The sequence below is a fragment of the Thermococcus thioreducens genome (assembly GCF_002214545.1).
Classification (GTDB): domain Archaea; phylum Methanobacteriota_B; class Thermococci; order Thermococcales; family Thermococcaceae; genus Thermococcus; species Thermococcus thioreducens.
In genome coordinates, this window is sequence record NZ_CP015105.1 from 947,419 (window position 1) to 968,522 (window position 21,104).

Below are 21,104 nucleotides of genomic sequence, written 5' to 3' on the forward strand. Positions count from 1 at the left end.
TCGACGATTAACGAGGAACAAGCATATAAACTCCAGGCAACAAAATAAGGTGAGTTCTCGGGGGTAAATCGATGATAATCGCTGTGAGTGGTACTCCCGGAGTCGGTAAAACCACCGTTTCAAAGCTCCTGAGTGAGAGGCTCGGTTACGAATACGTGAGTGTGAAGGATTTTGCCCTCATGAAGGGCATAGGCGAGCCTGTTGGGGAGGAGGTTGAGATAGACGTAGATGCACTGGCCCGTGAAGTCAGGGCCGAGTTCTCCGGTAAGAACGTTGTCATTGATGGTCACCTCAGTCATCTTGTCCTGGCCGATGTTGTCGTGGTTCTCCGCCTCCATCCGAAAGTAGTGGCCGAGAGACTCAAATCCCGGGGGTACTCCCATCAAAAGCTCGCTGAAAACGTTGAAGCTGAACTCATAGATGTAATTCTCGTTGAGGCACTGGAGGAGAACGAGAGTGTCTTGGAGGTTGACACCACCGGTAAAACTCCCGAGGAGATAGTTGACGAGATCCTGGAACTTCTTGAGAAGGGAATGAAAAAAAGAGTCGGGGTTGTCGACTGGACCGGGGCATACGATGATGTCCTCCAGTACCTAATGCTCGGGGGTGATTAAATATGAGAGCCATCAAATGGCTCAGATTGGTACTTGTGATACTTCTCGCAGCTCTTGTCCCCGCAATACTGGGATACCTTCTCGGGGGTATCTTCGGCCTGATTGCCGTGCTTTTTCTCATTATAATAGTCGACTGGCTAATTTACTGGTATGGCGACAGATTTTTAATGAAATGGTATCGGGCCAGACCTGTTGCCGAGAGCGATTATCCATACCTCTACGCTGTCCTGAGAAAGCTTTCGTCCAGTGCGGGGATTCCTGTTCCCAAACTGGCCCTAGCCCCGATTGGCACCCCCAATCTGTTCTCAACGGGCAGAGGTTCCGGAAGCACGACCATAGTTCTCACATACGGACTGCTCAGGGCCCTTGATTCTGAGGAAATAGAGGGAGTTCTTGCCCATGAGATAGCCCATATAATGAACGGGGACATCGCAATTCAGACTGTTGTTTCCATGATATCCGGGTTCATACTCAGTGTTGCTTATGCCCTCGGCAGGCTGTTCAGCTTTGCGTTCCAGGGAGGAAAGGGCGAAGATCCGAACGACAGTTTTCTGGTTGGGGTACTTGCCCCCGTAGCTGGAGGTTTTCTGCACATAGGTCTGAGTCCCTCCAGGGAGTATCTGGCCGACGAGCACGGTGCCAGGATAAGCGGCAAACCCCTCGCTCTCGCCAGCGCCCTGCTGAAACTCGACAAGGCGATATCCTTCCGCCCGATGAAGGGAGGCAATCTGGCAACGTCCGGGCTTTTTATCGTGAACCCGTTTAGGGGGAATCTGGCCCGCATGGTCTCTACACATCCCCCCACAGACGAGAGGGCTGAGAGGCTTTTGAAGATGGCCGAGGAGATGGGGGTCTTCACCTGAGGGGGTGGGGTTCCATGAGGCTCGTCGCGGTAACGGACATCCACGGGAACTCCAAGAGGGTCCGGCAACTTGCAGAAATCCTAAGGGGCGAAGAATTTGACGCACTCCTCGTGGCGGGGGATTTAACCCATTTTAGCGGTGCAGACAAAGCTGTGGAAGTTCTCAAACCCCTCTTAGGGCTTGATATTCCAGTATTTGCAGTTCACGGAAACTGCGACGGCAGGGACGTTCCGGAGCTTTTGAGCGAACTCGGGATAAACGCCCACAGCAGGCGGGTTGAGGTCGGTGGAGCTGGCATCGTTGGAATCGGCGGTTCAAATATCACGCCCTTCCACACGGTATGGGAGATGACAGAGGACGATATTCGGAAGATACTCGAAAGGAACTACCTGCAGGGCGATGTAATTCTCTCCCACGTTCCCCCCCATAGGACGGTGGCTGACAGGGTTCACTTTGGCCATCACGTTGGAAGCAGGGCCTTGAGGGCATTTATAGAGGAGAAACAACCACCCCTCGTCGTCTGCGGCCACATACACGAGGGGAGGGGCGTCGATAGGGTTGGAGAAACAGTCGTGGTGAACCCCGGCCCGCTCTTCAGGGGCCACTACGCGGTTATTGAGTTCGACGAAAACGAGAAAAAGGTGAAAGACGTAAGGCTGGAGACGCTCTAAACGAGCTTTTTCTCCCTCAGCACTTTCTCCATCCTGTCCATGGCCTCTTCGAGCTGTTCGTACGCCGTTGCGTAGCTTATCCTGATATAGCCCTCTCCGGCACTTCCGAACGCCGAGCCGGGAACGACTGCAACCTTGGCCTCCAGGAGCATCATCTCGCTGAACTCCTTGCTGGTCAGGCCGGTGTCCTTCACGCGCGGGAAGATGTAGAACGCTCCCCTGGGCTTGACCGTCGGAAGTCCCATCTCGTTGAGCCTCTTCCAAACGAGGTTCCTCCTGCGTTCGTACTCCCTCCTCATCTCCTCGACGGCCTTCCAGCTGCGCTCGTCCTTCAGAGCTTTTGCAGCTGCATACTGTGCGAAGGTGACCGGACAGGTCGAGTTGTACATCTGGAAGCGGGTCATCCTCTCGATTATCCATTCTGGAGCCGCGACAAAGCCGAGGCGCCAGCCGGTCATGGCGAAGGTCTTGGAGAAGCCGTTTATGGTTATCGTGCGCTCAAACATTCCGTTGAGGGAAGCTATGCTGTGGTTTCTGGCCCCGTCGTAGACGAAGTGCTCGTAGACCTCGTCGCTGAAGACCATGAGATCGTGTTCCACCGCGAAGTCGGCTATCTCTTCGAGATCCTTCCTGGTGAGAACCGCACCGGTCGGGTTGTTGGGGGAGTTTATGATGAGCGCCCTTGTCTTTTCGGTCACGTGCTTTTCGAGGTCGTCCACGTTCAGCCTGAATTCGTTCTCCTCATAGGTCGGAACCTCAACCGGCTTTCCTCCCGCAAGGATAACCGCCGGAGCGTAGCTGACGAACATCGGGCTTGGAATCAAGACTTCCTCCCCCTCCCGGAGAAAGGCCGCGAACCCCATCAGAAAGGCCTGGTTCGCTCCAACTGTCACCATGATTTGAGTCTTGGGATCGGCGTCGATACCGTTTTGTTCCCGTAACTTTCTGGCTATGGCCTCCCGGAGCATCATGATTCCTGCGTTTGGGCTATAATGGGTCATCCCTCTATCAAGGGCTTCCTTTGCGTATTCCTTGATGTGTTCGGGAGTATCAAAGTCAGGCTCACCGATGCCGAGTGAGATTAACCCCTCAACACCCTGAGCAAGGTCGAAGAGCTTCCTAATTTCAGAAGGGTTAACGAGTTCCAGCCTGTCGCTCAGCGCCATCAGCATCACCGCTTTTCCTTCGGGACAATGTTTATAACTTTACCTCAGAGAAAAGATGTACTTCAAAGCGCAGGAAAGTGCTTTGATGAACAATTAACGGATCCTCATCTCCAGACTGCGAAGCCTTCAATGACCAGCAGGTCGAGCCCCGCGTTCCTAAACGTCCTCAACGCATCCTCGGGCGAGCAGACTATCGGCTCGCCGTGCATGTTGAAGCTGGTATTTAGGACCGCACCCAGGCCGGTCTTCCGCTCGAAGGCTTTGATTACGTCGTAATAAGCCGGATTGACTTCCTTTCTTACGGCCTGCGGCCTCGTTGTACCGTCCACGTGAACGACGGCGGGAGCAGCTTCTCTGAACTCCTCGCTCGCCGTGTAGCTCATGGTCATGAACTCGTTGGGCTTTCCTCCGAGGTCCTCGAGGTATTCCCCGGCTTTCTCCCACAGCAGGGAAGGAGCAAACGGCTGAAAGACATCGCGCTTTAAAGCCACGTTGAGCCTATCCTTGACGCCCTCATCCCTAGGGTCGGCTAAAATGGAGCGGTTGCCCAGGGCCCTCGGTCCGAACTCCATCTTGCCCTGGAAGAACCCCACCAGCTTGCCATCGATGAGGGCATCCACCACGAAGCCGGAGGCGTTCCCTATCTCTTCGTACTTGACCCCTTCCTTCTTCAGGAATTCCTCGACCTCTTCCTTCGAGTACCCGGGCCCAAGATAGACGTGCTCAAGCTTGAACGGCCTCCATCTTCCGTCGAGCCTATCGAGCTGAGCCTTCACAAAGACCGCCGCCCCGAAGGCCAGACCACCGTCATCCATCGCAGGGAAGACCCAGAGGTTATCGTCCCCAAAGATTTTCCTCAGCACAGCGTTGGCCTTTACGTTCTGGGCAACTCCACCGGCGTAGGCGAGGGGGAGGTTTTTCTCTACAAGCTTCAACCCGAGCTCCTCTATTAGCTTCTCCAGATGCGCCTGAGCGCTCGCTGCAATCTCTATGGCCTTTTTCTGGAGCCTGCCTTCAAGCTTTCCGCGCTTCATCTGGAGGGCAATTTCCTTGGCGTGTCTGAGGGGGTAATCAAAGAGCTCGGCGAGCTTCCGTGTAGCCTCAACCCCGATAAGACTGAGATGGTTGTCGAAGCTCATGCCGTTCAGCTCGATTACCGAGCTAAGGTCGTAGGTCGGCCTGCCGTAGGCGGCAAGGCTCATCACCTTGCCCTCGTGACGCATTGGTTTGAATCCTAAAAGCTCAGTAACTGAAGCATAGAAGTCACCCAATGAGTCCAGGTATGTGCTCTGGGCTATCCTGATCATCTCACCGTCTCTCGCGATGTAAATTGAGGAGCTCAGCCCATCTCCAGCGGCATCGATGCTCACCGCGAGAGCATCACGCCACCCGGAGGTGTAGTAAGCACTCGCGGAGTGGGCCAAGTGGTGCTCAACAAAAATTACTTTCCTCTTGAACCCCCTCCCAAAAACAGCGCGGAGGTTCTCCTCAAGCTCAAGGAGGCGCTTCTGCTTCCGGAATATGCCGGCAACGGCTATAATCTCAACGTCCTCCGGTTCTGCTCCAGCCATCTCTATGACCTTTTTCAGGCTCAGGGCAGGAAAGCCCCGGTATTTCTTGGTTCTGTTAAGCCTCTCCTCGTTGACGGCAAATAGCCTACCCCCATCTATGAGAACCGCACCGGCGTCGTGACCGTCGTGGATTCCGAGAATCATGGTGGTGCATTCCACCTTCCTCTTTTAAAGGTTGGGGAGGGGAAGAATTTAAAAATCCCGCCAGATCAATACATGTTGGAGGTGAAACCATGAAGAAGGCTGCTGCAATCATTGCCCTGCTCTTCCTGGCGCTCGTTCCCGTTGCAGGAGCCACAACATGGAACTATGAAAACTTCATCAAACAGTCAATTGCCTGGTACTACCTGTACCAGAGCGATGAGCAGAAGTTCAACGAGCTCTACAATCTCAGCGCCCAGATGAACGTCAGCAACGAGACCCTTGCCCTTGCGATGGAGCTTTACAGTAACGCAAGCACCGAGTACAGCCAGGCAATAACCTATGGAATCCCGCAGGAGACGCAGACGTTCCGCTGGGTCGTCTTCAGCGTCCACATAAGGAAGGCCTACCTCTACATAAGCCAGGCCGTTGAGCTTCTTGAAGAGGCGCTTGCTCCCCTTGAGAACGGAACTGCATGATTCCTCTTTTTTTATCCTCTTAAAAATAAAGGCTGGAATAAGGGGTATCAGTAGGTTCTGGCGAACCTCGCTATGAACTTCGCCTCCCTGCCGCAGACCGGGCACTTCTTTCCTTCCGGGGCTCTGGCCTCTTCGTCCGGATACGGGGTTCCGAGCATCTTGGCGTCCAGTATTTCCTCCATCTCAAGCCCGCAGCTCTCCTCGCCGCACCACGCGATTTCCACTATACCGCGCCTGTCCTCGAAAACTTCCTTCGCTTCCTCGATGGTGTCAACGCGCTTGATGTGGCTCTCAAGGAACTCCCTCGCGCGGTTGTAGAGGTTCTCCATTATCTCATCGAAGGTTCTCCTGACGGCATCGACGAGTTCAGCCCTATCAATGACCTCCTTGGTGAGCGTATCGCGCCTCGCGAGGACAGCCTTCTTTCCATCAACGTCCCTCGGGCCGACCTCTATGCGCAGCGGGACGCCCTTCAGCTCCCAGTCGTAGTACTTCCTTCCGGGTCTTATATCGCGCTCGTCCACGTGGACGCGTATCCCGGCGTTCCTGAGCTCTTCCGCTATCTCCCTCGCGTAGGCAAAGACGTCGGCCTCGGCGTCTTTCTTCGGTATCGGGACGATAACGACCTGTATTGGGGCTATCGTCGGCGGGAGAACGAGGCCGCTGTCGTCGCCGTGTATGGCCATGACCGCCGCCAAAAGCCTCTCGCTCATTCCGAAGGTGGTCTGGTGGACGTACTCGTGGTCGCCGCTCTCCGTCTCGTACTGGATGTTGTATGCCTTTGCGAAGTTCTGGCGGTAGTTGTGCATGGTGCCTATCTGGAGCGTCCTGCCGTCGGGCATCATGACCTCGGCGCCAAGGGAGTAGTATGCACCGGGGAACTTGTCCCAGTCGGGGCGCTTGGAGACGATGTAGGGAATCGCGAGGAATCTCGCGAGGTTGTCAAATATCTCAAGGTCCTCCTTTATCTGCCTCTCGGCGTCCTCGTAGCTGTCATGGGCTGTGTGGGCCTCGAAGAACCTGCTGATTTCCCTGACCCTGATAAGGGGCCTCGTGTGCTTGGTCTCGTAGCGGTAAACGTTAACTATCTGATAGACTTTGAAGGGCAGGTCGGCGTGCGACCTTATCCAGAGCGAGAACATTGAGTACATCGCCGTCTCGCTCGTAGGACGGAGGATGAGCCTGACGTCGAGGGGGTCGTGGCCGGCGTGGGTGACCCAAAAAACTTCTCCCTCGAAGCCGGCTATGTGTTCGGCCTCCTTCTGGAACTCAGTCTCGGGGATGAGCGCCGGGAAGAGAACCTCCTCGTGCCCGGTTCTCTCCATCTCGGAGTGGATGAACCTCTCAATGTTCCTCATGATTTTCAGCCCGTACGGGAGCCAGATGTTCATTCCCTTGACCGGGTAGCGCTTGTCCTGGATTCCGGCCGTTTCAATCAGCTCGTTGTACCACTCGCTGAAATTCTCGCTCCACTTTTCCCTCTTAACTTTACCCGCCATCTGCACCACCTAGAGGGAGAAATCGAAAAAGTTTTTAAGTTTTCCCGGTGGCGGCTCGGCTTTCTGACAAACCGGGAAGGAAAACCTTATTAGGGACGTTTCGATAATCATCTTAAGGTGATATCATGAGGCCGAAGGTGGCCGTTCTCTTTAAGATGAAGAGCAAGCCCGTTGAGGAGCTCAGGAAATACGCGGACGTTGAATTCATACTGTATCCAAGCATCGATGAGCTCAAGGAAAGGATAGGAGAGTTTGACGGGGTCATAATATCCCCACTGAACAGGTTTCCGCGCGAAGTCATCGAGAGGGCTGAAAGAATGAAGGTCATCAGCTGTCATTCCGCCGGCTACGACCACGTTGACGTTAAAGCTGCAACCGAAAGGGGGGTATACGTCACCAAGGTTTCTGGAGTTCTAAGCGAGGCTGTTGCCGAGTTCGCCGTTGGTCTGACCATAGCGCTCCTCAGGAAGATCGCCTACTCCGACAGGTTCATTCGTGCCGGGAAGTGGGACTCCCACAGAACCGTCTGGAGCGGGTTCAGGGACATAGAAACGGTCTACGGGAAGAAAGTTGGAATCCTCGGCATGGGCGCCATTGGAAAGGCCATAGCGAGAAGAATGAAGGCGATGGGCACGGAGATACTCTACTGGTCCCGCTCTCAGAAGCCCGATATTGAAAAGGAAGTCGGGGCCAGATACATGCCGCTCGAAGACGTTCTGCGGGAAAGCGATATCGTGATTCTGGCCCTGCCGTCCACACCGGAGACGTATCACATCATAAACGTGGAGAGGCTGGAACTCCTCGAAGGCAAATATCTCGTCAACATCGGGCGCGGGACGCTGGTAGACGAGAAGGCCCTCGTGAAGGCCATTGAAGAAGGAAAGCTGAAGGGCTACGCAACGGACGTCTTTGAAAACGAGCCAGTTCAGGAGCACGAACTCTTTGAACATGAGTGGGAGACCGTTCTGACCCCCCACCACGCCGGCCTTTCGAAGGAGGCCATGGAGGACATGGGTTTCCAGGCGGTTAGGAACCTCCTCGCCGTTCTCAGGGGGGAGGTCCCGGAGGCGCTCGTGAACCGCGAGGTGGTTGAGATACGCTCCCCAGAGGACGTTAAGATGCTTTGAGGTGGTCGTGATGCTTGTTGAGGAGCTGAGGGAAATAACCGGGATCCCCGGTATTTCGGGCTACGAGGAAAGGATCCGGGAAAAGATAGCTGAGTGGCTTGAGCCATACGCCGACTATACGGTTGACACCATTGGAAACCTCGTCGTTGAGCTCGGGGAGGGTGAGCTCAAGGGCATCTTCATGGCCCACATGGACGAGATTGGGCTTCTCATAACAGGCGTAAGGCCCGACGGAAAGCTTACCTTCAGGAAAATCGGTGGAATAGATGATAGACTCCTCTACGGCAGGCACCTTGACGTTATAACCGAAAACGGGAAGCTCGACGGCGTTATAGGTGCCCTTCCGGTGCACCTGAACCTCGAGCGGAAGTTCGACACCGTCCCATGGAGCAAGCTCGTAATAGACATCGGCGCCGAGAGCAGGGAGGAGGCGGAAGCCCTCGGCGTTAAGGTGTTGGATTACGCGGTCTTTAAGAAGCACTTCGCGGTTCTCAACAACCGCTATATTTCTACGCGCTCTCTGGACGACCGTTTTGGCGTCGTTGCCCTCGTTGAAGCCATAAAGGACTTAGTTGACCACGACCTCGATGGAAGGTGGATCTTCGCCTTCACGGTTCAGGAGGAGATAGGCCTCAAAGGAGCGAAGTTCCTGGCCGAGCATTACACCCCGAAGTACGCCTTTGCTATAGACTCCTTCGCCTGTTGCAACGAGCTAACCGGCGACGTTCGCCTCGGCGGGGGAGCGGTGATAAGGGCAGTCGATAACTCCGCGATTTACACGAGGAAGCTCGCCAGAAAGGTTGCCGAGATAGCGTCGAGGAACGACATCCCTCTCCAGATCGGCGTCACCGGCGGCGGAACGGACGCGTCGGTCTTCCAGGACAGGAGCGAGGTTCTGGCTTTGAGCGTTCCGATAAGGTACCTCCACAGCGAGGTCGAGATGCTCCATCTGGCCGACCTTGAGGCGCTGATAAAGCTTATAGAGGCGATAGCGTTTGAACTGTAAAGTTTAAATATCCTTGGCGCATATGCAGGATTGGTGGGAAAAGTGGGACTAACTAAAGTGGATACCAAGGGCAGAGTAGTCATTCCAAAGGATATTAGAAAAAAGATGGGCATAAGGCCGGGAGAAGAGTTCCTGATAACAGAGATAGATGGAGATACGATAGTCATGAAACGCTTTGACGTTAAAAAGATGCTTGAAGAGATGATAAAGAACGCCAAGGGCATCAACCTCGAAGAACTCAAGGAAGAAACAGAAAAAGAGGGGAACAGGGTTGCGAAAGAGCTCTATGGCCTCTAAATTTCTACTGGACACCAACGTCTTCATAGCTGCGGTGAAAACGGGGCGGACAGACACCACAGAGCTCTTACTCCATGTTTTATCCGGTGATAAATACCGGGTTATCGGAAACGATGTCCTGCTGGCAGAGTATCGGAAATACGCTGAGAGACTCAACGCCTTGGATTTCTACGAGTTCCTGAGGCTCAGAATGGAAATAGTCAATCCCTCCAGAAAAGAGGTGCTTCGTCTCCTTCCCCACTTTCCCCCTTCACAGATCGCCGATGCAGTGCACGCGGCCACCTGTCTGAAAACGGGAGCGATTCTAATAACTAATGACCGGCATTTTGAGAAAGTGGCCGAAGAAGGCCTGATTAAAGTGTGGAGCATAAGCGAAGCAATACGAAAGATTCTGAGGAGGTGATCCCTTGCTAAAATACATCGGCTACTTCGCAGTTGGAGTCTTTATCGGCATTTTGGCAGCGTTATTCGGCCTCGGAGGGGGATTCCTGATAGTCCCTACGCTCAACTTCCTCGGCGTTGAGATACACCACGCCGTCGGAACTTCCAGCGCGGCCGTCGTCTTTACCTCCCTCAGCTCAGCCATAGCATACTCAAGGCAGAAGAGAATACACTATAAGGTCGGCCTCCTCTTGGCTTCAACGGCCGTGATAGGAGCGTACATAGGTGCATGGATGACGAGCTTCATAAGCGCCGGTCAGCTCAAGGTCATCTTCGGTGCGGCCCTCGTTGTAGTGGCCATCAGGATATACCGGAAGAAGACAGCCGAGCCGAGCGAGGTTAAGCTTGAGGAAGTTGAGGTCAACTACAAGCTCGTCCCGGTTGGAGGGTTCTTCGCGGGAATAGCCAGCGGTCTCCTCGGCGTTGGAGGGGGCATAATCAACGTGCCCTTCCTGACGTACCTCGGCCTGCCGATACACTACGCGGTCGCTACCTCAAGCTTTGCGATAGTCTTCACAGCAACCGCCGGAGCGCTCAAGCACTACGCCATGGGCAACGTTGAAACTCAGTGGCTGGTCCTCCTCGTCCCGGGCCTCATCATAGGTGCCCAGCTCGGTGCGAGGATAGCAAAGCGGACGAGGGCTTCATCCCTGAAAAAGGCTTTCGCGGTCGTTATGGCCCTCCTTGCCCTGAGGATGATACTGAAGGGCCTCGGTCTTCCGGTTCCATGAGCTTCTCTTCTTTTCTTGCTTTTATGTAGGCAGCCAGCAGAACTATGGCAATTATTATCATCACCACCCATGCAACGGCTAGGGGACGATCGTAGGGGTAGTATAGGTCGCCGGTGAGCGCGTAAAGGAGGGAAGCCGGCAGGAGCATGAGGCTGAGAACCAGTCCGATGAATCCTCCTATCAGGAACACCAGGAAGTTCCTGCTTCCATAGCTCATCTCGCCCCCGAGGACAAGCTCAGCGCGATAACCGATTATGGCGGTCAAAACCACGATAACGGCGGCTAAGACAATGTTTGCATAACCCAGTTTTTCGCGTTTCCACTCGTACAGGCCGTAAGCGAGCACCAGCACCAATCCCGCCGCTGCACAGCCCATCCACACCGAGAGATCCTTGTAGAAGCCGTAGGGCGCGTCCCAGTTGGCGAAGGCTATCGCACCGGGCTGGGTCAGAACGAAGACAAGTGTCACCATGAGCCAGAATTTAAGCGTTGAGGCCTTCACCCCATCACCGGAGAATTTTTAACGCCATCCCTAAAAAGAGTTCCCATGCTGAGTTATCTCCTCGATTTCCTGCTCGGCATCGGCATCGGCCTGATAGCAGGTCTCTTCGGGGTCGGCGGGGGGTTCCTCATAGTCCCCGCTCTGACGATACTGGGCCTGCCGATACACGTGGCCATCGGGACTAGCTTGGCCTGCATAGTCCTCAGCTCCCTCTCCGCGGCGGTCACCCATATACGGCGGGGAACTGTTCTCTACCGTGTTGTGGCCATTAAAGAGGTATTTTCGGTGCCCGCTGCCTTAGTGGGTGCTTACGCCTCCTCACTGCTCCCTGAGGATATTCTCAGGTTCATGTTCATACTGCTCCTCCTCTACCTCTCGTTTAAGATGTGGAGGGACGAAACCCCTACCGACCTTGAGGGAGGAGAACTAAAGACCCTCCGAATTTCGGCGGTGGGGATTCTCTCGGGCCTGATCTCTGGACTGCTGGGCATCAGTGGGGGCATTTTGAACGTCCCCCTTTTCCATGCCTATGTAAGGATACCCATGAAATATGCCGTTGGCACCTCCAGCCTGGCCCTTTTTTTCACCGCTCTTGCGGCCTCTTTTGGTCACTACCGCCTCGGGCAGGTTGACTTACATACGGCTCTTCTTCTTGCACCAGGCCTTCTTGTGGGGGCCAGAATTGGGGCCATCCTAGTTCATAGGGCTCACCCTCGGCACCTTCGAAAGGCATTTTCCGCTATTTTGGTGGTTGTGGCAATCAAAATGCTCCTTTAGGGCACATATTTATTAACACCTCACCGAAGACAGAACCGGGGGAATCGGAGGCGGGATTTCAAAGGGTGCACCAGACGCAACTATATGGCCGGGTATGAATAAACAAACACGCAACTGAATATTGCATTTTAAGGCCATTGGGATTGTGTATGTCCTGCAACTCGTCTCTCAACACCGACTAAAGAGAATGGAACGCTCTGAAACGTTCGTTTCGTCGGAGTCCTCAAATAGGTTTGGGGCGTAGCGTTCATTGGTGATGCCCATGAAGGGGATGAAGGGCTTTGCACTGGCCCTGGCAATATTGCTGGTTGGAAGCGTGATACCCCTGGGACTGGCAGAGAGCAACAACACCACGGGGTCGTACACAGGAGTCCTCGACAACAGCACCAGGGAGATGGTGATAGCGGGTCAGCTGATTGATCAGCTTCAGAGGCTGAGCAGGTTCGCCGAAGATAAGATAGAACCAATAAAGGACAGGCTACCCGAGAACTCGACTGTACTAACCCACTACGAGCTCGCTGAGGACTACAGGGAAAAGGCGGTGAGTGAATACGAGGCCAGTAACTACTACAGCTCGATACTCGACAGCCTCACAGCAATGCACCACTACAAGGTTGCCCTCTCAGCACTTAAGGAAGGCAGAGAAAAGGCTCAGGATGTAAGGGAACGCATCAAACTGGAAATCGAGCGCCTCAGTGAGTACTTCAGGTTCGTTGAGAAGACCATAAGGCTGGCGGAGAACCAGGGGATAGACGTGAGCAACCTCACCGCACTTTACAACGAGACCAAGGATGCCTATAAAGTTGTACTGGATGACCTTAAGGCCGGAGACTACGAAAAGGCGAGGGCAGACTATGAAGTCGCCAAGGAGAAGAAGGCCCTTCTCGACAGGGAGCTGAGAAAGGTCCGCGAGGAGCTCGCCTATGCCAACGCCGATAAGATCGTCAAGGACTTTCTGATCAAGGGTGAGAAGGGAATGGAGATAGCCCAGAAGGCAATCGAAGTTGGGGGGGAGAACGGCTACAACGTGACGGAGCTCCGGGAGAGGCTCAATGCTTTCTCGGAGGTTTACAGCCAGGTCAAGGCCCTGGCCGACGAGGGCAAGTGGGAGGACGCCCTCACAGTCATGAAAGACAACAGGGAAACAATAATCGAGTTCCACAGGGCTGTTGAGTTCGTACTCAGGAAGGTTCGCGAGAGGGAGCTTGATGAAAAGCTGAAGGACGTCCGCGCTTTCCTTATGGAGATGAACGGCAGGATTCAGAAGGACGCAAAGGCGCTCCGCGAGCTCAAGAGCAGGGGCGTCGACACCACCCGGGCAGAGATCCAGCTGAAAGTAGCTATCCAGGAGCTCAGGATAGGCGTCGAGCTTCTAAAAGCGAAGAAACCCCTCCAGGCCAAGGCACACTTTGCAATAGCGCTGGAGGTGCTCCACAGGGTGGATGAGTTCATACTCGCCCACTCCTGACCTTTCCTTTTTAGTTTATGGGGGGATGATTAAATGAGACTCACAGTTGCGGCCCTCATGATGATAACGCTCATCCTCCTGCCCGGGGTTAGTTCCTATACCGTTTCATCCCTGGTTTTGACGGTTTACAATGACGGCTACACCAAGGTTGAATACGAAATCCTACCCTCGGAGTATTCTTCCCAGGTTGAACTCCCCCTCCTCGGCGACCATTACGAGAACGTTATCGTCGAGGACGGGAACGGAAATCCCCTCAACTTCAGGCTTGAGAACGGAAGCCTTCTCATCTATTCCGGGAACGCTGAAGTAGTCAAGGTCTCCTACTACACTCCAGACCTGACCGTGAAGCAGGGCGTGGTGTGGACGCTTAACATTGCGACCAACGATTCCTTCACAGTTGTGCTGCCCGCAAACGCCATAGTGGTCGACCTCAGCGACATACCCCTTGAGATAGCGGGGAACTCGATAACCATGCCCCCCGGAAACCAGAGCGTTTCCTACACGCTCAGCGGGAGAGGGGTCGGAGGAGAGAAAGGAGCGGACAGTTTAGTGTATCTCGCCCTCCTGGGAGGCCTCGCGGTAGTCGGGGGCTCCGCCTACGCCCTATGGAGAAAGAAAAAGGGTCAGAGCTCAATGCCAAGCCGTGAGGAGTTCCAGGCCAGGCTTGAGAACCTCGACCTCAACGAGGAGGAGAGGCGTGCGCTGCTCTACATCTTTGATAAGGGTGGAAAGGCCAGTCAGGCTGAGGTCAGGGAAGCGATAGGCCTGCCTAAAACCACCGCATGGAGGATGTTCAAGCGCCTTGAGCGGAGGGGGCTGGTGAAAGTTCTGAAGGGCAGAAAGGAAAACTGGGTGGAGCTAAGGTTTTAGACCCTATGAGGGCGGATGAAACCTCCAACCCTATTTTTTGCCCTCCTGAATTCTATTCTGCAGGAGAGAAACTCGGAGGAACGTTTTGAAACGAGCAAAGTCCGGCGGGTTCCTAATATACGTGTGGACACCTACACAATATCAGGTGAGAGCCATGAAGATGAGTATGAAAACCCTGCTGGTGCTCTTTATAGGGGCACTGATACCACTGAGCACTGCCGTATGGGCGGCCAGCGTAAACGCCACAGCAACAAACACAACCGCAGTGAGCAACGTCTCGGTGGTCAACGCCACGAACGTGACCAACACCACCCCCGTTAACATGACCAACGTCACCAATACAACGAACACGAGCGTTATGGCATACAACCTGCTCCTGATACTGGATAAGGTCGCCAACTACACCACAGACCTGATAGATGAGCTCAATGCGAGCAACGTCACGATCTCCAATTACACCCTTGAGCTCTACTCTCAGGCTGAAGCAATGCATACCAAGGCGTGGGAGCTTTACAACGCCGGCAACTACAGCGAGAGCATAAACGCCTCCATGAACGCCCTTTACCTCTACAAGGAGGTCATAGAGGAGCTTACCGACTACTACGAAGAGCACAAGGAAGAGAAAATGGAGGAGCAGTACGAGTATTATGAACTCATAATGGACGCTAAGGAGGAGCTTCACAGGGCCGCGGAGTACTTCCCGTACGTGGAGAAAGTTATCGCGGAGGCTGAAGCGGAAGGCCTCAACGTGACCCAGATTAAGGAACTCTACAATGCAACCAAAGAAGCTTACAAGGTCGTCGCCCAGGATCTTGCCAGCGGTAACGTCACAGCGCTCAAGGCGGACCTTGAGTATGCAGAGGAGCTCATGGACAAGCTTGAGGATGCCGTTGAGGAGCTCCAGGAGCAGATAGTCAGCGCAAAGGCCGATGAGATAAGCCAGGCCTTCATGGAGAAGCTCCAGGAGCAGATGGAGCTCATGCAGGAACTAATGGCCCTGATCCAGAACTCCACGATAAACGCCACTTACCTCCAGGAGAACCTCATGGAACTCCAGATGATGTATGAGGAGTTCAACGCCCTCGTCGAGAGCGGCCAGTACGAGGAAGCCCTCGACATGCTCCACGACATCAACGAGGAGCTGAAGGAGATAGTCGAGGAGACTGGGGAGATAGAGAAGGAGTACAAGGAAGAGAAAGAGGAGAAAGAGCACGAGGATGAAGATGATGAATACGAGGATGACCACAAGGAGAAGGACGAGCACAAGGACGAATACACCGACGATGAGAGTGAAGATGACCAGGATGGGGACTACGAGGAACAGGACTCCCACGATGATGACAACGGCCAGCATGAGGACTCTGAGGATGGCAACGGGGGCGAGGAACACAACGGTGAAGACGACTCGGAGGATAGTGAGTGAACCTCCCCTTCTAATATCTTTTTAAGGAGGATTTCTTAACTTCTGGAGGTGCTGTGATGAGGAGCAAAGCAGTGATAGTGCTTGCAGTTGCACTCATGATCCTGCCTCTTGTAAGCGGGCAGTACTCCGTCGAGTCCCTCAGCCTTACAGTCTACTCCGACGGGTACGTTAAGGTAGTTGAGGCTATCGTTCCCGAGAACTACACGGTCAGCTTTTCTGTCCCGCTCCTCGCTACCAACGTTGAGGGGCTGACCGTTATCGACGAGAGCGGAAAACCCCTGCCGTACGAGATAAACGGCTCCACCCTCACAGTGTATTTTGAAAACGCCACCGGTGTTAGAGTAACCTATTACACTCCCGACCTGACCGCGAAAAACGGCGCCATATGGAGCGTTCATTTCGGCTCAACCGTTCCGGTTAAAATAACCTTTCCGGATAACGCTGTCATAGTCGACCTCACCGATATACCCCTTGAGATAAACGGGAACTCTATACTAATGCCTGCCGGAAACCAGACGGTTTCCTATGTCCTTGAATACCGACCAACGGGGGCAGAGATTCCAACGGCCCCGACCTCTGGAATGACTGCTGAACCTTCCAACTCGACGGTGTCATCTAATCCTGGATCCTCACCTCCCACCTCAGGAGGAGGCTCCACAAACTGGACAATGCTCGGTATCCTGGGCCTGCTTGTTCTTGCCGCTGGGGGAGGATTTCTCTACATGAAGCGCGGAGAGAAAGAGGATGTAGCTCCAGGCATCAGCAGGGAGGACTTCGAGAAGCGCCTTAGGGGGTACGAACTGACGAAGGACGAGGAGAAAGCCCTGCTCTACCTGTTCGACAGGGGTGGAAAGGCCAAGCAGGCAGAGGTCCGGGAGATGCTCGGTATCCCGAAGACGACCGCGTGGAGAATGTTCCAGCGCCTTGAGAAGCAGGGACTCGTGAGGGTTTACAAGAAGAAGAGGGAGAACTGGGTGGAGCTGAGGCTTTAGACGGGTCTTTGTTTGGGATTTCTATCTAATTTCAATTTTCATTCCTAACGGGGTGAAATCCTCCAAGGCCTTGGGGCGTGATTAACGAAAGTTATTGACATGGTATAATACGGGGATTATAACTTTTTTATGAGCCGTAAAGTTGGCATTAAAGCCCAGTGGGGTATTCAATGAACATCTTGTCCTCCTCAAACCTAAACCCTGTTTTGAGAAGCCTTCCAAACATGCACCATCAACACGAAAAAGGGAGAAGAAAGAATCACCTTATCCTTGAGCCGAGCTTTATTTCCTTGTCCGGCATGAGTAACGCAACGCGCTCGCCGTCGTCAGCCGCTAAGAGCATTCCCTGGCTTTCCACACCGCGAAGCTTCTTGGGTTCGAGGTTTGCTATGATGACGACGTAGTGGTTGAGCAGCTCTTCCGGCTTGTAGTACTTCTTCAGCCCGGCAACGAGCTGCCTGATCTCGTCGCCAAGGTCAACCTTGACCACGTAGAGCCTGTCGGCGTTGGGGTGGTCTTTGACCTCGATTATTTTTCCAACCCTCAGGTCGAGCTTCATGAAGTCATCAAAGCTGATATACTCCACGCTTTCACCACCTTTTCCCTTTTTCTTCACCTTCTCCTTCTTCGAGGCCTTTCCGGCCTTTTCGGCTTTGGCCTCCAGTTCATCCCCGTAGATGCTCTTAAGGATTGCCATCGCTTCTTCCCTTTTCGCCTCCCCGAAGCGCTCGATGGTAATTTTCCCCCCGTTGTCCCGCCTGTAGTACTTGTCGAGGAGCAGTTTGGCGCTCTCCGGGTTGCCCCTGGCTATGTAGTTCACGATGAAGTAAATTATGTCCTCGTCGGTTACCTTCTTGAACATTGGAGTGGCTTTTCTAACCTTATGGCCTGCAGGAATCTCGGTGAACTCCCAGCGCTTGAGCTCCTCGAGGTTGAGGAGGTGCCATATCTTCTCGCTCGCATCCGGAAGGAACGGCTCAAGGAGGATTCCCAACGCTTTAACTATCTGGAGGGAGATGTTTACCGTGGTGGCCGTCCTAACGCGGTCGGTTTTGGCGGTCTTCCACGGCTTCTGGTAGTCGAAGTAGCGGTTGCCGAAGATGGCCAGCTCCATGACCCTCTTCAACGCGTCCTTGAACTTGTACTGGGCTATCAGCTTTCCGGTCTCCTTAAAGGCCCTCTCAATCTCCTCGAAGGCCTGCCTGTCGAGGTCGTCCAGCTCGCCTCTCTCCGGCACAGTTCCGTTGAAGTAGCGGTTGACGAAGGTGAGTGCGCGATGCACGAAGTTTCCGAGGTTGTTTACCAGTTCTTCGTTTATCTTGCTCTTGAAGTCTGCAAAGCTGAAGTCGCTGTCGCGGGTTTCGGGCATTATGGCGGTGAGATAGTAGCGCAGGTAATCCGCTGGAAACGCATCAAGGAACTCGTGAACCCATATCGCCCAGTTCCTGCTCGTCGAGAACTTCTTGCCCTCAAGGTTGAGGTACTCGTTGGCAGGGATGTCGTATGGCAAAAGCCACTCGGCCCCGGTTTCTTCGTCTTTGTATTTCCCGTAGGCCATCAGGAAGGCCGGCCAGAATATCGCGTGGAAGGGCACGTTGTCCTTGCCGATGAAGTGGATTACCTTTGTCTCTCCGTCGAGGTTGAGCCAGAACTTCTTCCACTCATTCTCCCTTCCCTCTCTCTTCAGGTGCTCAACGGTGATGCTGATGTATCCTATCGGTGCCTCGAACCAGACATAAAGTACCTTTCCTTTAACGTCCTCATCGTCGAGCGGGACCGGAATACCCCAGTCAAGGTCGCGCGTTATGGCCCTCTCTTCGAGGCCCTCCTTTATCCAGCCGAGGACGGTGTTCCTGACGTTCGGCTTCCAGTGCTCCTGGCTTTCCACCCAGGCCTTGAGCTTCTCCTCGAAGTCCTGCATGCGAATATAATAGTGAGCCGAGTCCTTGAAGGTTATCGGGTTGCCACAGATGTTGCAGCGTGGATTGATCAGCTTCTCCGGTGTGAGTGGATGCCCGCAGACTTCACACTGATCGCCGCGCTGACCCTCTGCACCGCAGTAGGGGCAGGTGCCTATGACGTACCTGTCGGGCAGGAACATCTTGTCGTGCTCGCAGTAGGCCTGTTTGGTGACCTTCTTGACGAGGTGGCCGTTTTCGAGGGCTTTTAGGAAGAACTCTTGGCTTACCCGGTAGTGAACCGGGAGCTCGGTTCTTCCAAAGAAATCGAAGCTTATCTTGGCCCTCTCGAAGGTCGTCTTTATGTGTTCGTGGAACTCATCGACGATCTCCCTGGCACTTCTTCCCTCTTTGAGAGCACGGAATGTTATCGGAGTCCCATGTTCATCCGTCCCACATATGAAAAGGACTTCCTCGCCCTTCAGGCGGAGATAGCGAACGAAAATGTCCGCTGGTAAATACGCTCCTGCCAGGTGTCCCGCGTGAATCGGCCCGTTAGCGTAAGGGAGTGCAGATGTTACCATGTACCTGACCATTTTAACCACCGTCCCGGCAATGGGTTTAGCCCCTTATAAGACCTGCGGGTTTTAAACATTACGGTGGGTTATTATGTCTGGGGAAAAATATGTAGGGTTTGATATATCACTTTCCGAGGGAGAGGTTTTCGGTCCTTACAAGGATGGCATTTTTTGGAACCTCGACCTCTCCCCGGGTGATTATCAAAGCTCCGTCGTAGGTTGTCATTGTCAGCTTGGTTTTCCTGAAGCCCCCAGTTTCACCCACTATAAGAAGGGGCCTTTTCTTGAGTTCAAGGAACTTCCTGAACTCTTCCGGCTCTACAAAGATTAAAACACCACCGGCTATAACCCTGTTGGCATCGACGGCCATACCGCACCCCATAACATCACCGGAAAAGTTTAAGGCATCCCCTTGATGTGGTTTTCGGTGTGATGGCGGAAGGTTTATTTTTGGATAGAGATAAACCAGTAACGGTGGGAGTATGGAAGTAGTCAAGCGGCTCCAACAGTTGGAACATCGCATTGAGAGGCTGGAGAGATTGATGGAATTTGAGGAGCTTACTGAGGAAGAGATACGGGAACTTGAATATCGGAGGAAAAAGCGGGACTTCATAGGGGAGGATGAGTTCTGGAGGGAGCTGGGTGTATAAACTTCTTTTTCACAGGGAAGTCCTTAAAGATATGAAAAAGATCCCTCCAGAAACGCAACTCAGAATAAAGCAGGTTCTCCAAACTCTCAAAATTGCCCCCGAGTCCATACATAAAAAACCGTTGAAAGGATATGATGATCTTTTCTCGGTGAGGGTTGGGGATTACAGGATTATCATTGAACCTAACCACGAGGAGAACATTATTTTTGTGTGGATGATTTCTCACAGGGGTAAAGTCTATGAAAGGTTAAAGAGACGAAAGGGTGAGTAATTTTGAAGGCCAGAATCGTCGAGCGCTTCAAGTTTGAGGCCGCCCACGCCGTTATCATAGACGGAAAGCCCGAGGAGATACACGGCCACACGTTCTGGCTTGAGGTGGCTGTTGAAGGCGAAATTAAGAAGGGCTACGTGATGGACTTCCTTGAGCTGAGGAAAATCGTGGATGAAATCATCGGGAAGCTTGACCACAGAAACCTAAACGCTCTCTTCGAAAACCCGACGACCGAGAACGTGGCCCTCTGGATAGCGGGAGAGGTCGGAAAAAAACTACCCGACGGCGTCAAGCTCAAACGTGTGATCCTTTGGGAGGGCGAGGAGAACGGGGTGGAGTTTGAGTTCTAAGAAACGTTTTTATCCCCCAATGTGGAAGTTAGCAATGGTGAACGGAATGTCCGAGGTTACTTCAGAACGGATGTTAAAGCTGTATTCTCATCTTTTCAAGGAGGCTCTTGAACTTAAGAAGCTTATCGAGGTGAAAAAAAAGGAAGTCAGACCCGGAATGTTTGGGAAGGGGAACGCTGAGGAGTTCAAAAGGTATAGGCTTGAGGTGTATGAGCAGTGATTTTTATAGACTCAAGCGTTCTCTACAACTACCTTATCGAAACCAGCCTTACCGAATACGCCGTTGATGTTCTTGAGTCCCGAGAAGGGAAACTAACTTCAGACACCGTCGTTGATGAGTTATTTTATGCACTCATCAGGAAGCTTGGTGAGAAGGAGTACAACGCAATGTCAATCTGGAAAGTTAAGGAGCTTCTCAGGAACGACGCAGAGTTCAGGAGACGCGCTTCTGATGCCATATCGGACATCTTAGCACTTATTGACGCAAAAGATGTTTTACTGGTTTCTGACTCCCGGGACTGGCTGACCGTTGCCACGTTCGTTCATGATTACTCTCTCCTTCCCCACGACGCCAAAATTCTCGCCACTGCCTTGGAATACAACTGTGACAAGCTCGCCACCCTCGACGAGGACTTTGAAGCGGTGAGGGACGTCATCAAGCTCGTTCCGGAGGGATTCTGGGAAGAGTAAGAGTCAATATCTCTAATAGAAGAGTTTAC

Annotated in this window: 25 protein-coding genes; 19 read left to right on the forward strand and 6 right to left on the reverse strand. The window is 53.4% G+C overall.

Annotation, left to right across the window (positions count from 1 at the left end; translation table 11 throughout):
- The first annotated feature begins 71 nt into the window (after nucleotides 1–71).
- Genes A3L14_RS05220 through A3L14_RS05230 form a run of 3 tightly spaced genes read left to right on the forward strand, consistent with a single transcriptional unit; the run spans nucleotide 72 to nucleotide 2,148 of the window.
- Complete coding sequence (locus A3L14_RS05220; protein WP_055428708.1) at nucleotides 72–614, forward strand: adenylate kinase family protein; 543 nt, start codon at nucleotides 72–74, stop codon at nucleotides 612–614.
- Between the two features lie 2 nt (nucleotides 615–616).
- A complete protein-coding gene (locus A3L14_RS05225) occupies nucleotides 617–1,477 on the forward strand; it encodes a M48 family metalloprotease (protein ID WP_055428709.1) in 861 nt (286 codons plus the stop codon).
- A 14-nt stretch (nucleotides 1,478–1,491) separates the two neighbouring features.
- Nucleotides 1,492–2,148, forward strand: a complete 657-nt coding sequence (locus A3L14_RS05230) for a metallophosphoesterase (RefSeq protein ID WP_055428710.1) — start codon at nucleotides 1,492–1,494, stop codon at nucleotides 2,146–2,148.
- Here the strand turns inward: A3L14_RS05230 and A3L14_RS05235 are convergent.
- Nucleotides 2,145–3,314 carry a pyridoxal phosphate-dependent aminotransferase gene (locus A3L14_RS05235; RefSeq protein WP_055428711.1) on the reverse strand — a complete coding sequence of 390 codons (1,170 nt, stop codon included), beginning with the start codon at nucleotides 3,312–3,314 and terminating at the stop codon, nucleotides 2,145–2,147. The two genes, A3L14_RS05230 and A3L14_RS05235, sit on opposite strands and share 4 nt — an antisense overlap.
- 104 nt (nucleotides 3,315–3,418) lie before the next feature.
- A complete protein-coding gene (locus A3L14_RS05240) occupies nucleotides 3,419–5,029 on the reverse strand; it encodes a carbamoyltransferase family protein (RefSeq protein ID WP_055428712.1) in 1,611 nt (536 codons plus the stop codon).
- Nucleotides 5,030–5,118: 89 nt separating this feature from the next.
- Between A3L14_RS05240 and A3L14_RS05245 the strand changes: the two genes are divergently transcribed.
- Nucleotides 5,119–5,505: a hypothetical protein gene (locus A3L14_RS05245; RefSeq protein ID WP_055428713.1), complete on the forward strand. Its 387-nt coding sequence runs from the start codon at nucleotides 5,119–5,121 to the stop codon at nucleotides 5,503–5,505.
- 47 nt (nucleotides 5,506–5,552) lie between these two features.
- On the opposite strand, the gene proS is transcribed toward A3L14_RS05245, so the two are convergent.
- Nucleotides 5,553–7,004, reverse strand: a complete 1,452-nt coding sequence (gene proS, locus A3L14_RS05250) for a proline--tRNA ligase (RefSeq protein WP_055428714.1) — start codon at nucleotides 7,002–7,004, stop codon at nucleotides 5,553–5,555.
- A gap of 125 nt (nucleotides 7,005–7,129) precedes the next feature.
- Between proS and A3L14_RS05255 the strand changes: the two genes are divergently transcribed.
- From A3L14_RS05255 to A3L14_RS05275, 5 genes are read left to right on the forward strand one after another with little or no spacing between them, the layout of a single operon-like run.
- Nucleotides 7,130–8,131: a 2-hydroxyacid dehydrogenase gene (locus A3L14_RS05255; protein ID WP_055428715.1), complete on the forward strand. Its 1,002-nt coding sequence runs from the start codon at nucleotides 7,130–7,132 to the stop codon at nucleotides 8,129–8,131.
- 10 nt (nucleotides 8,132–8,141) lie between these two features.
- The gene (locus A3L14_RS05260) at nucleotides 8,142–9,137 is read left to right on the forward strand and encodes a M42 family metallopeptidase (RefSeq protein ID WP_055428716.1); all 996 of its coding nucleotides are present in this window, start codon (nucleotides 8,142–8,144) and stop codon (nucleotides 9,135–9,137) included.
- Between the two features lie 33 nt (nucleotides 9,138–9,170).
- Entirely contained in the window at nucleotides 9,171–9,434 is a 264-nt protein-coding gene (locus A3L14_RS05265) for an AbrB/MazE/SpoVT family DNA-binding domain-containing protein (protein ID WP_232473423.1), read from the forward strand.
- Nucleotides 9,409–9,837, forward strand: a complete 429-nt coding sequence (locus tag A3L14_RS05270) for a type II toxin-antitoxin system VapC family toxin (protein WP_055428718.1) — start codon at nucleotides 9,409–9,411, stop codon at nucleotides 9,835–9,837. The genes A3L14_RS05265 and A3L14_RS05270 overlap by 26 nt, the downstream gene beginning before the upstream one ends.
- A gap of 4 nt (nucleotides 9,838–9,841) precedes the next feature.
- The gene (locus tag A3L14_RS05275) at nucleotides 9,842–10,606 is read left to right on the forward strand and encodes a sulfite exporter TauE/SafE family protein (RefSeq protein ID WP_055428719.1); all 765 of its coding nucleotides are present in this window, start codon (nucleotides 9,842–9,844) and stop codon (nucleotides 10,604–10,606) included.
- Here A3L14_RS05275 and A3L14_RS05280 read toward each other — a convergent pair.
- The gene (locus A3L14_RS05280; RefSeq protein WP_232473425.1) at nucleotides 10,548–11,108 is read right to left on the reverse strand and encodes a hypothetical protein; all 561 of its coding nucleotides are present in this window, start codon (nucleotides 11,106–11,108) and stop codon (nucleotides 10,548–10,550) included. The genes A3L14_RS05275 and A3L14_RS05280 overlap by 59 nt on opposite strands.
- A 45-nt stretch (nucleotides 11,109–11,153) precedes the next feature.
- On the opposite strand from A3L14_RS05280, the gene A3L14_RS05285 reads away from it, so the two are divergent.
- The 5 genes from A3L14_RS05285 to A3L14_RS05305 all read left to right on the forward strand — a co-directional run bounded on the left by A3L14_RS05285 (nucleotide 11,154) and on the right by A3L14_RS05305 (nucleotide 16,638).
- Complete coding sequence (locus A3L14_RS05285; protein WP_055428720.1) at nucleotides 11,154–11,885, forward strand: sulfite exporter TauE/SafE family protein; 732 nt, start codon at nucleotides 11,154–11,156, stop codon at nucleotides 11,883–11,885.
- Nucleotides 11,886–12,147: 262 nt separating this feature from the next.
- Nucleotides 12,148–13,353 (forward strand): hypothetical protein, encoded by a 1,206-nt coding sequence (locus A3L14_RS05290; protein ID WP_055428721.1) that lies wholly within the window; start codon nucleotides 12,148–12,150, stop codon nucleotides 13,351–13,353.
- A 33-nt stretch (nucleotides 13,354–13,386) separates the two neighbouring features.
- Nucleotides 13,387–14,223, forward strand: coding sequence for a helix-turn-helix transcriptional regulator (locus tag A3L14_RS05295; protein ID WP_055428722.1), 837 nt, complete (start codon nucleotides 13,387–13,389; stop codon nucleotides 14,221–14,223).
- A gap of 154 nt (nucleotides 14,224–14,377) precedes the next feature.
- Nucleotides 14,378–15,646 (forward strand): hypothetical protein, encoded by a 1,269-nt coding sequence (locus tag A3L14_RS05300; RefSeq protein WP_055428723.1) that lies wholly within the window; start codon nucleotides 14,378–14,380, stop codon nucleotides 15,644–15,646.
- Nucleotides 15,647–15,702: 56 nt separating this feature from the next.
- On the forward strand, nucleotides 15,703–16,638 hold the full coding sequence (locus A3L14_RS05305) for a helix-turn-helix transcriptional regulator (protein WP_055428724.1): 936 nt from the start codon (nucleotides 15,703–15,705) through the stop codon (nucleotides 16,636–16,638).
- 259 nt (nucleotides 16,639–16,897) lie between these two features.
- Here the strand turns inward: A3L14_RS05305 and metG are convergent, their stop codons facing one another.
- Together metG and A3L14_RS05315 are read right to left on the reverse strand one after the other, a co-directional pair.
- Nucleotides 16,898–19,132 carry a methionine--tRNA ligase gene (gene metG / locus A3L14_RS05310; protein ID WP_088886113.1) on the reverse strand — a complete coding sequence of 745 codons (2,235 nt, stop codon included), beginning with the start codon at nucleotides 19,130–19,132 and terminating at the stop codon, nucleotides 16,898–16,900.
- A gap of 106 nt (nucleotides 19,133–19,238) precedes the next feature.
- Nucleotides 19,239–19,496, reverse strand: a complete 258-nt coding sequence (locus A3L14_RS05315; RefSeq protein ID WP_055428726.1) for a hypothetical protein — start codon at nucleotides 19,494–19,496, stop codon at nucleotides 19,239–19,241.
- Nucleotides 19,497–19,596: 100 nt separating this feature from the next.
- Here A3L14_RS05315 and A3L14_RS11665 point away from each other — a divergent pair, with 100 nt between their 5' ends.
- From A3L14_RS11665 to A3L14_RS05330, 5 genes are read left to right on the forward strand one after another with little or no spacing between them, the layout of a single operon-like run.
- The gene (locus tag A3L14_RS11665; RefSeq protein ID WP_157628418.1) at nucleotides 19,597–19,764 is read left to right on the forward strand and encodes a hypothetical protein; all 168 of its coding nucleotides are present in this window, start codon (nucleotides 19,597–19,599) and stop codon (nucleotides 19,762–19,764) included.
- Entirely contained in the window at nucleotides 19,736–20,035 is a 300-nt protein-coding gene (locus tag A3L14_RS05320) for a type II toxin-antitoxin system RelE family toxin (protein ID WP_074631238.1), read from the forward strand. Before A3L14_RS11665 ends, A3L14_RS05320 begins: the two co-directional genes overlap by 29 nt.
- A 2-nt stretch (nucleotides 20,036–20,037) precedes the next feature.
- Nucleotides 20,038–20,385 (forward strand): 6-pyruvoyl trahydropterin synthase family protein, encoded by a 348-nt coding sequence (locus tag A3L14_RS05325; protein WP_055428728.1) that lies wholly within the window; start codon nucleotides 20,038–20,040, stop codon nucleotides 20,383–20,385.
- Nucleotides 20,386–20,422: 37 nt separating this feature from the next.
- Nucleotides 20,423–20,605, forward strand: a complete 183-nt coding sequence (locus A3L14_RS11670) for a hypothetical protein (RefSeq protein WP_143597781.1) — start codon at nucleotides 20,423–20,425, stop codon at nucleotides 20,603–20,605.
- Nucleotides 20,602–21,075 carry a PIN domain-containing protein gene (locus A3L14_RS05330; protein ID WP_055428729.1) on the forward strand — a complete coding sequence of 158 codons (474 nt, stop codon included), beginning with the start codon at nucleotides 20,602–20,604 and terminating at the stop codon, nucleotides 21,073–21,075. The genes A3L14_RS11670 and A3L14_RS05330 overlap by 4 nt, the downstream gene beginning before the upstream one ends.
- Nucleotides 21,076–21,104: the final 29 nt, after the last annotated feature.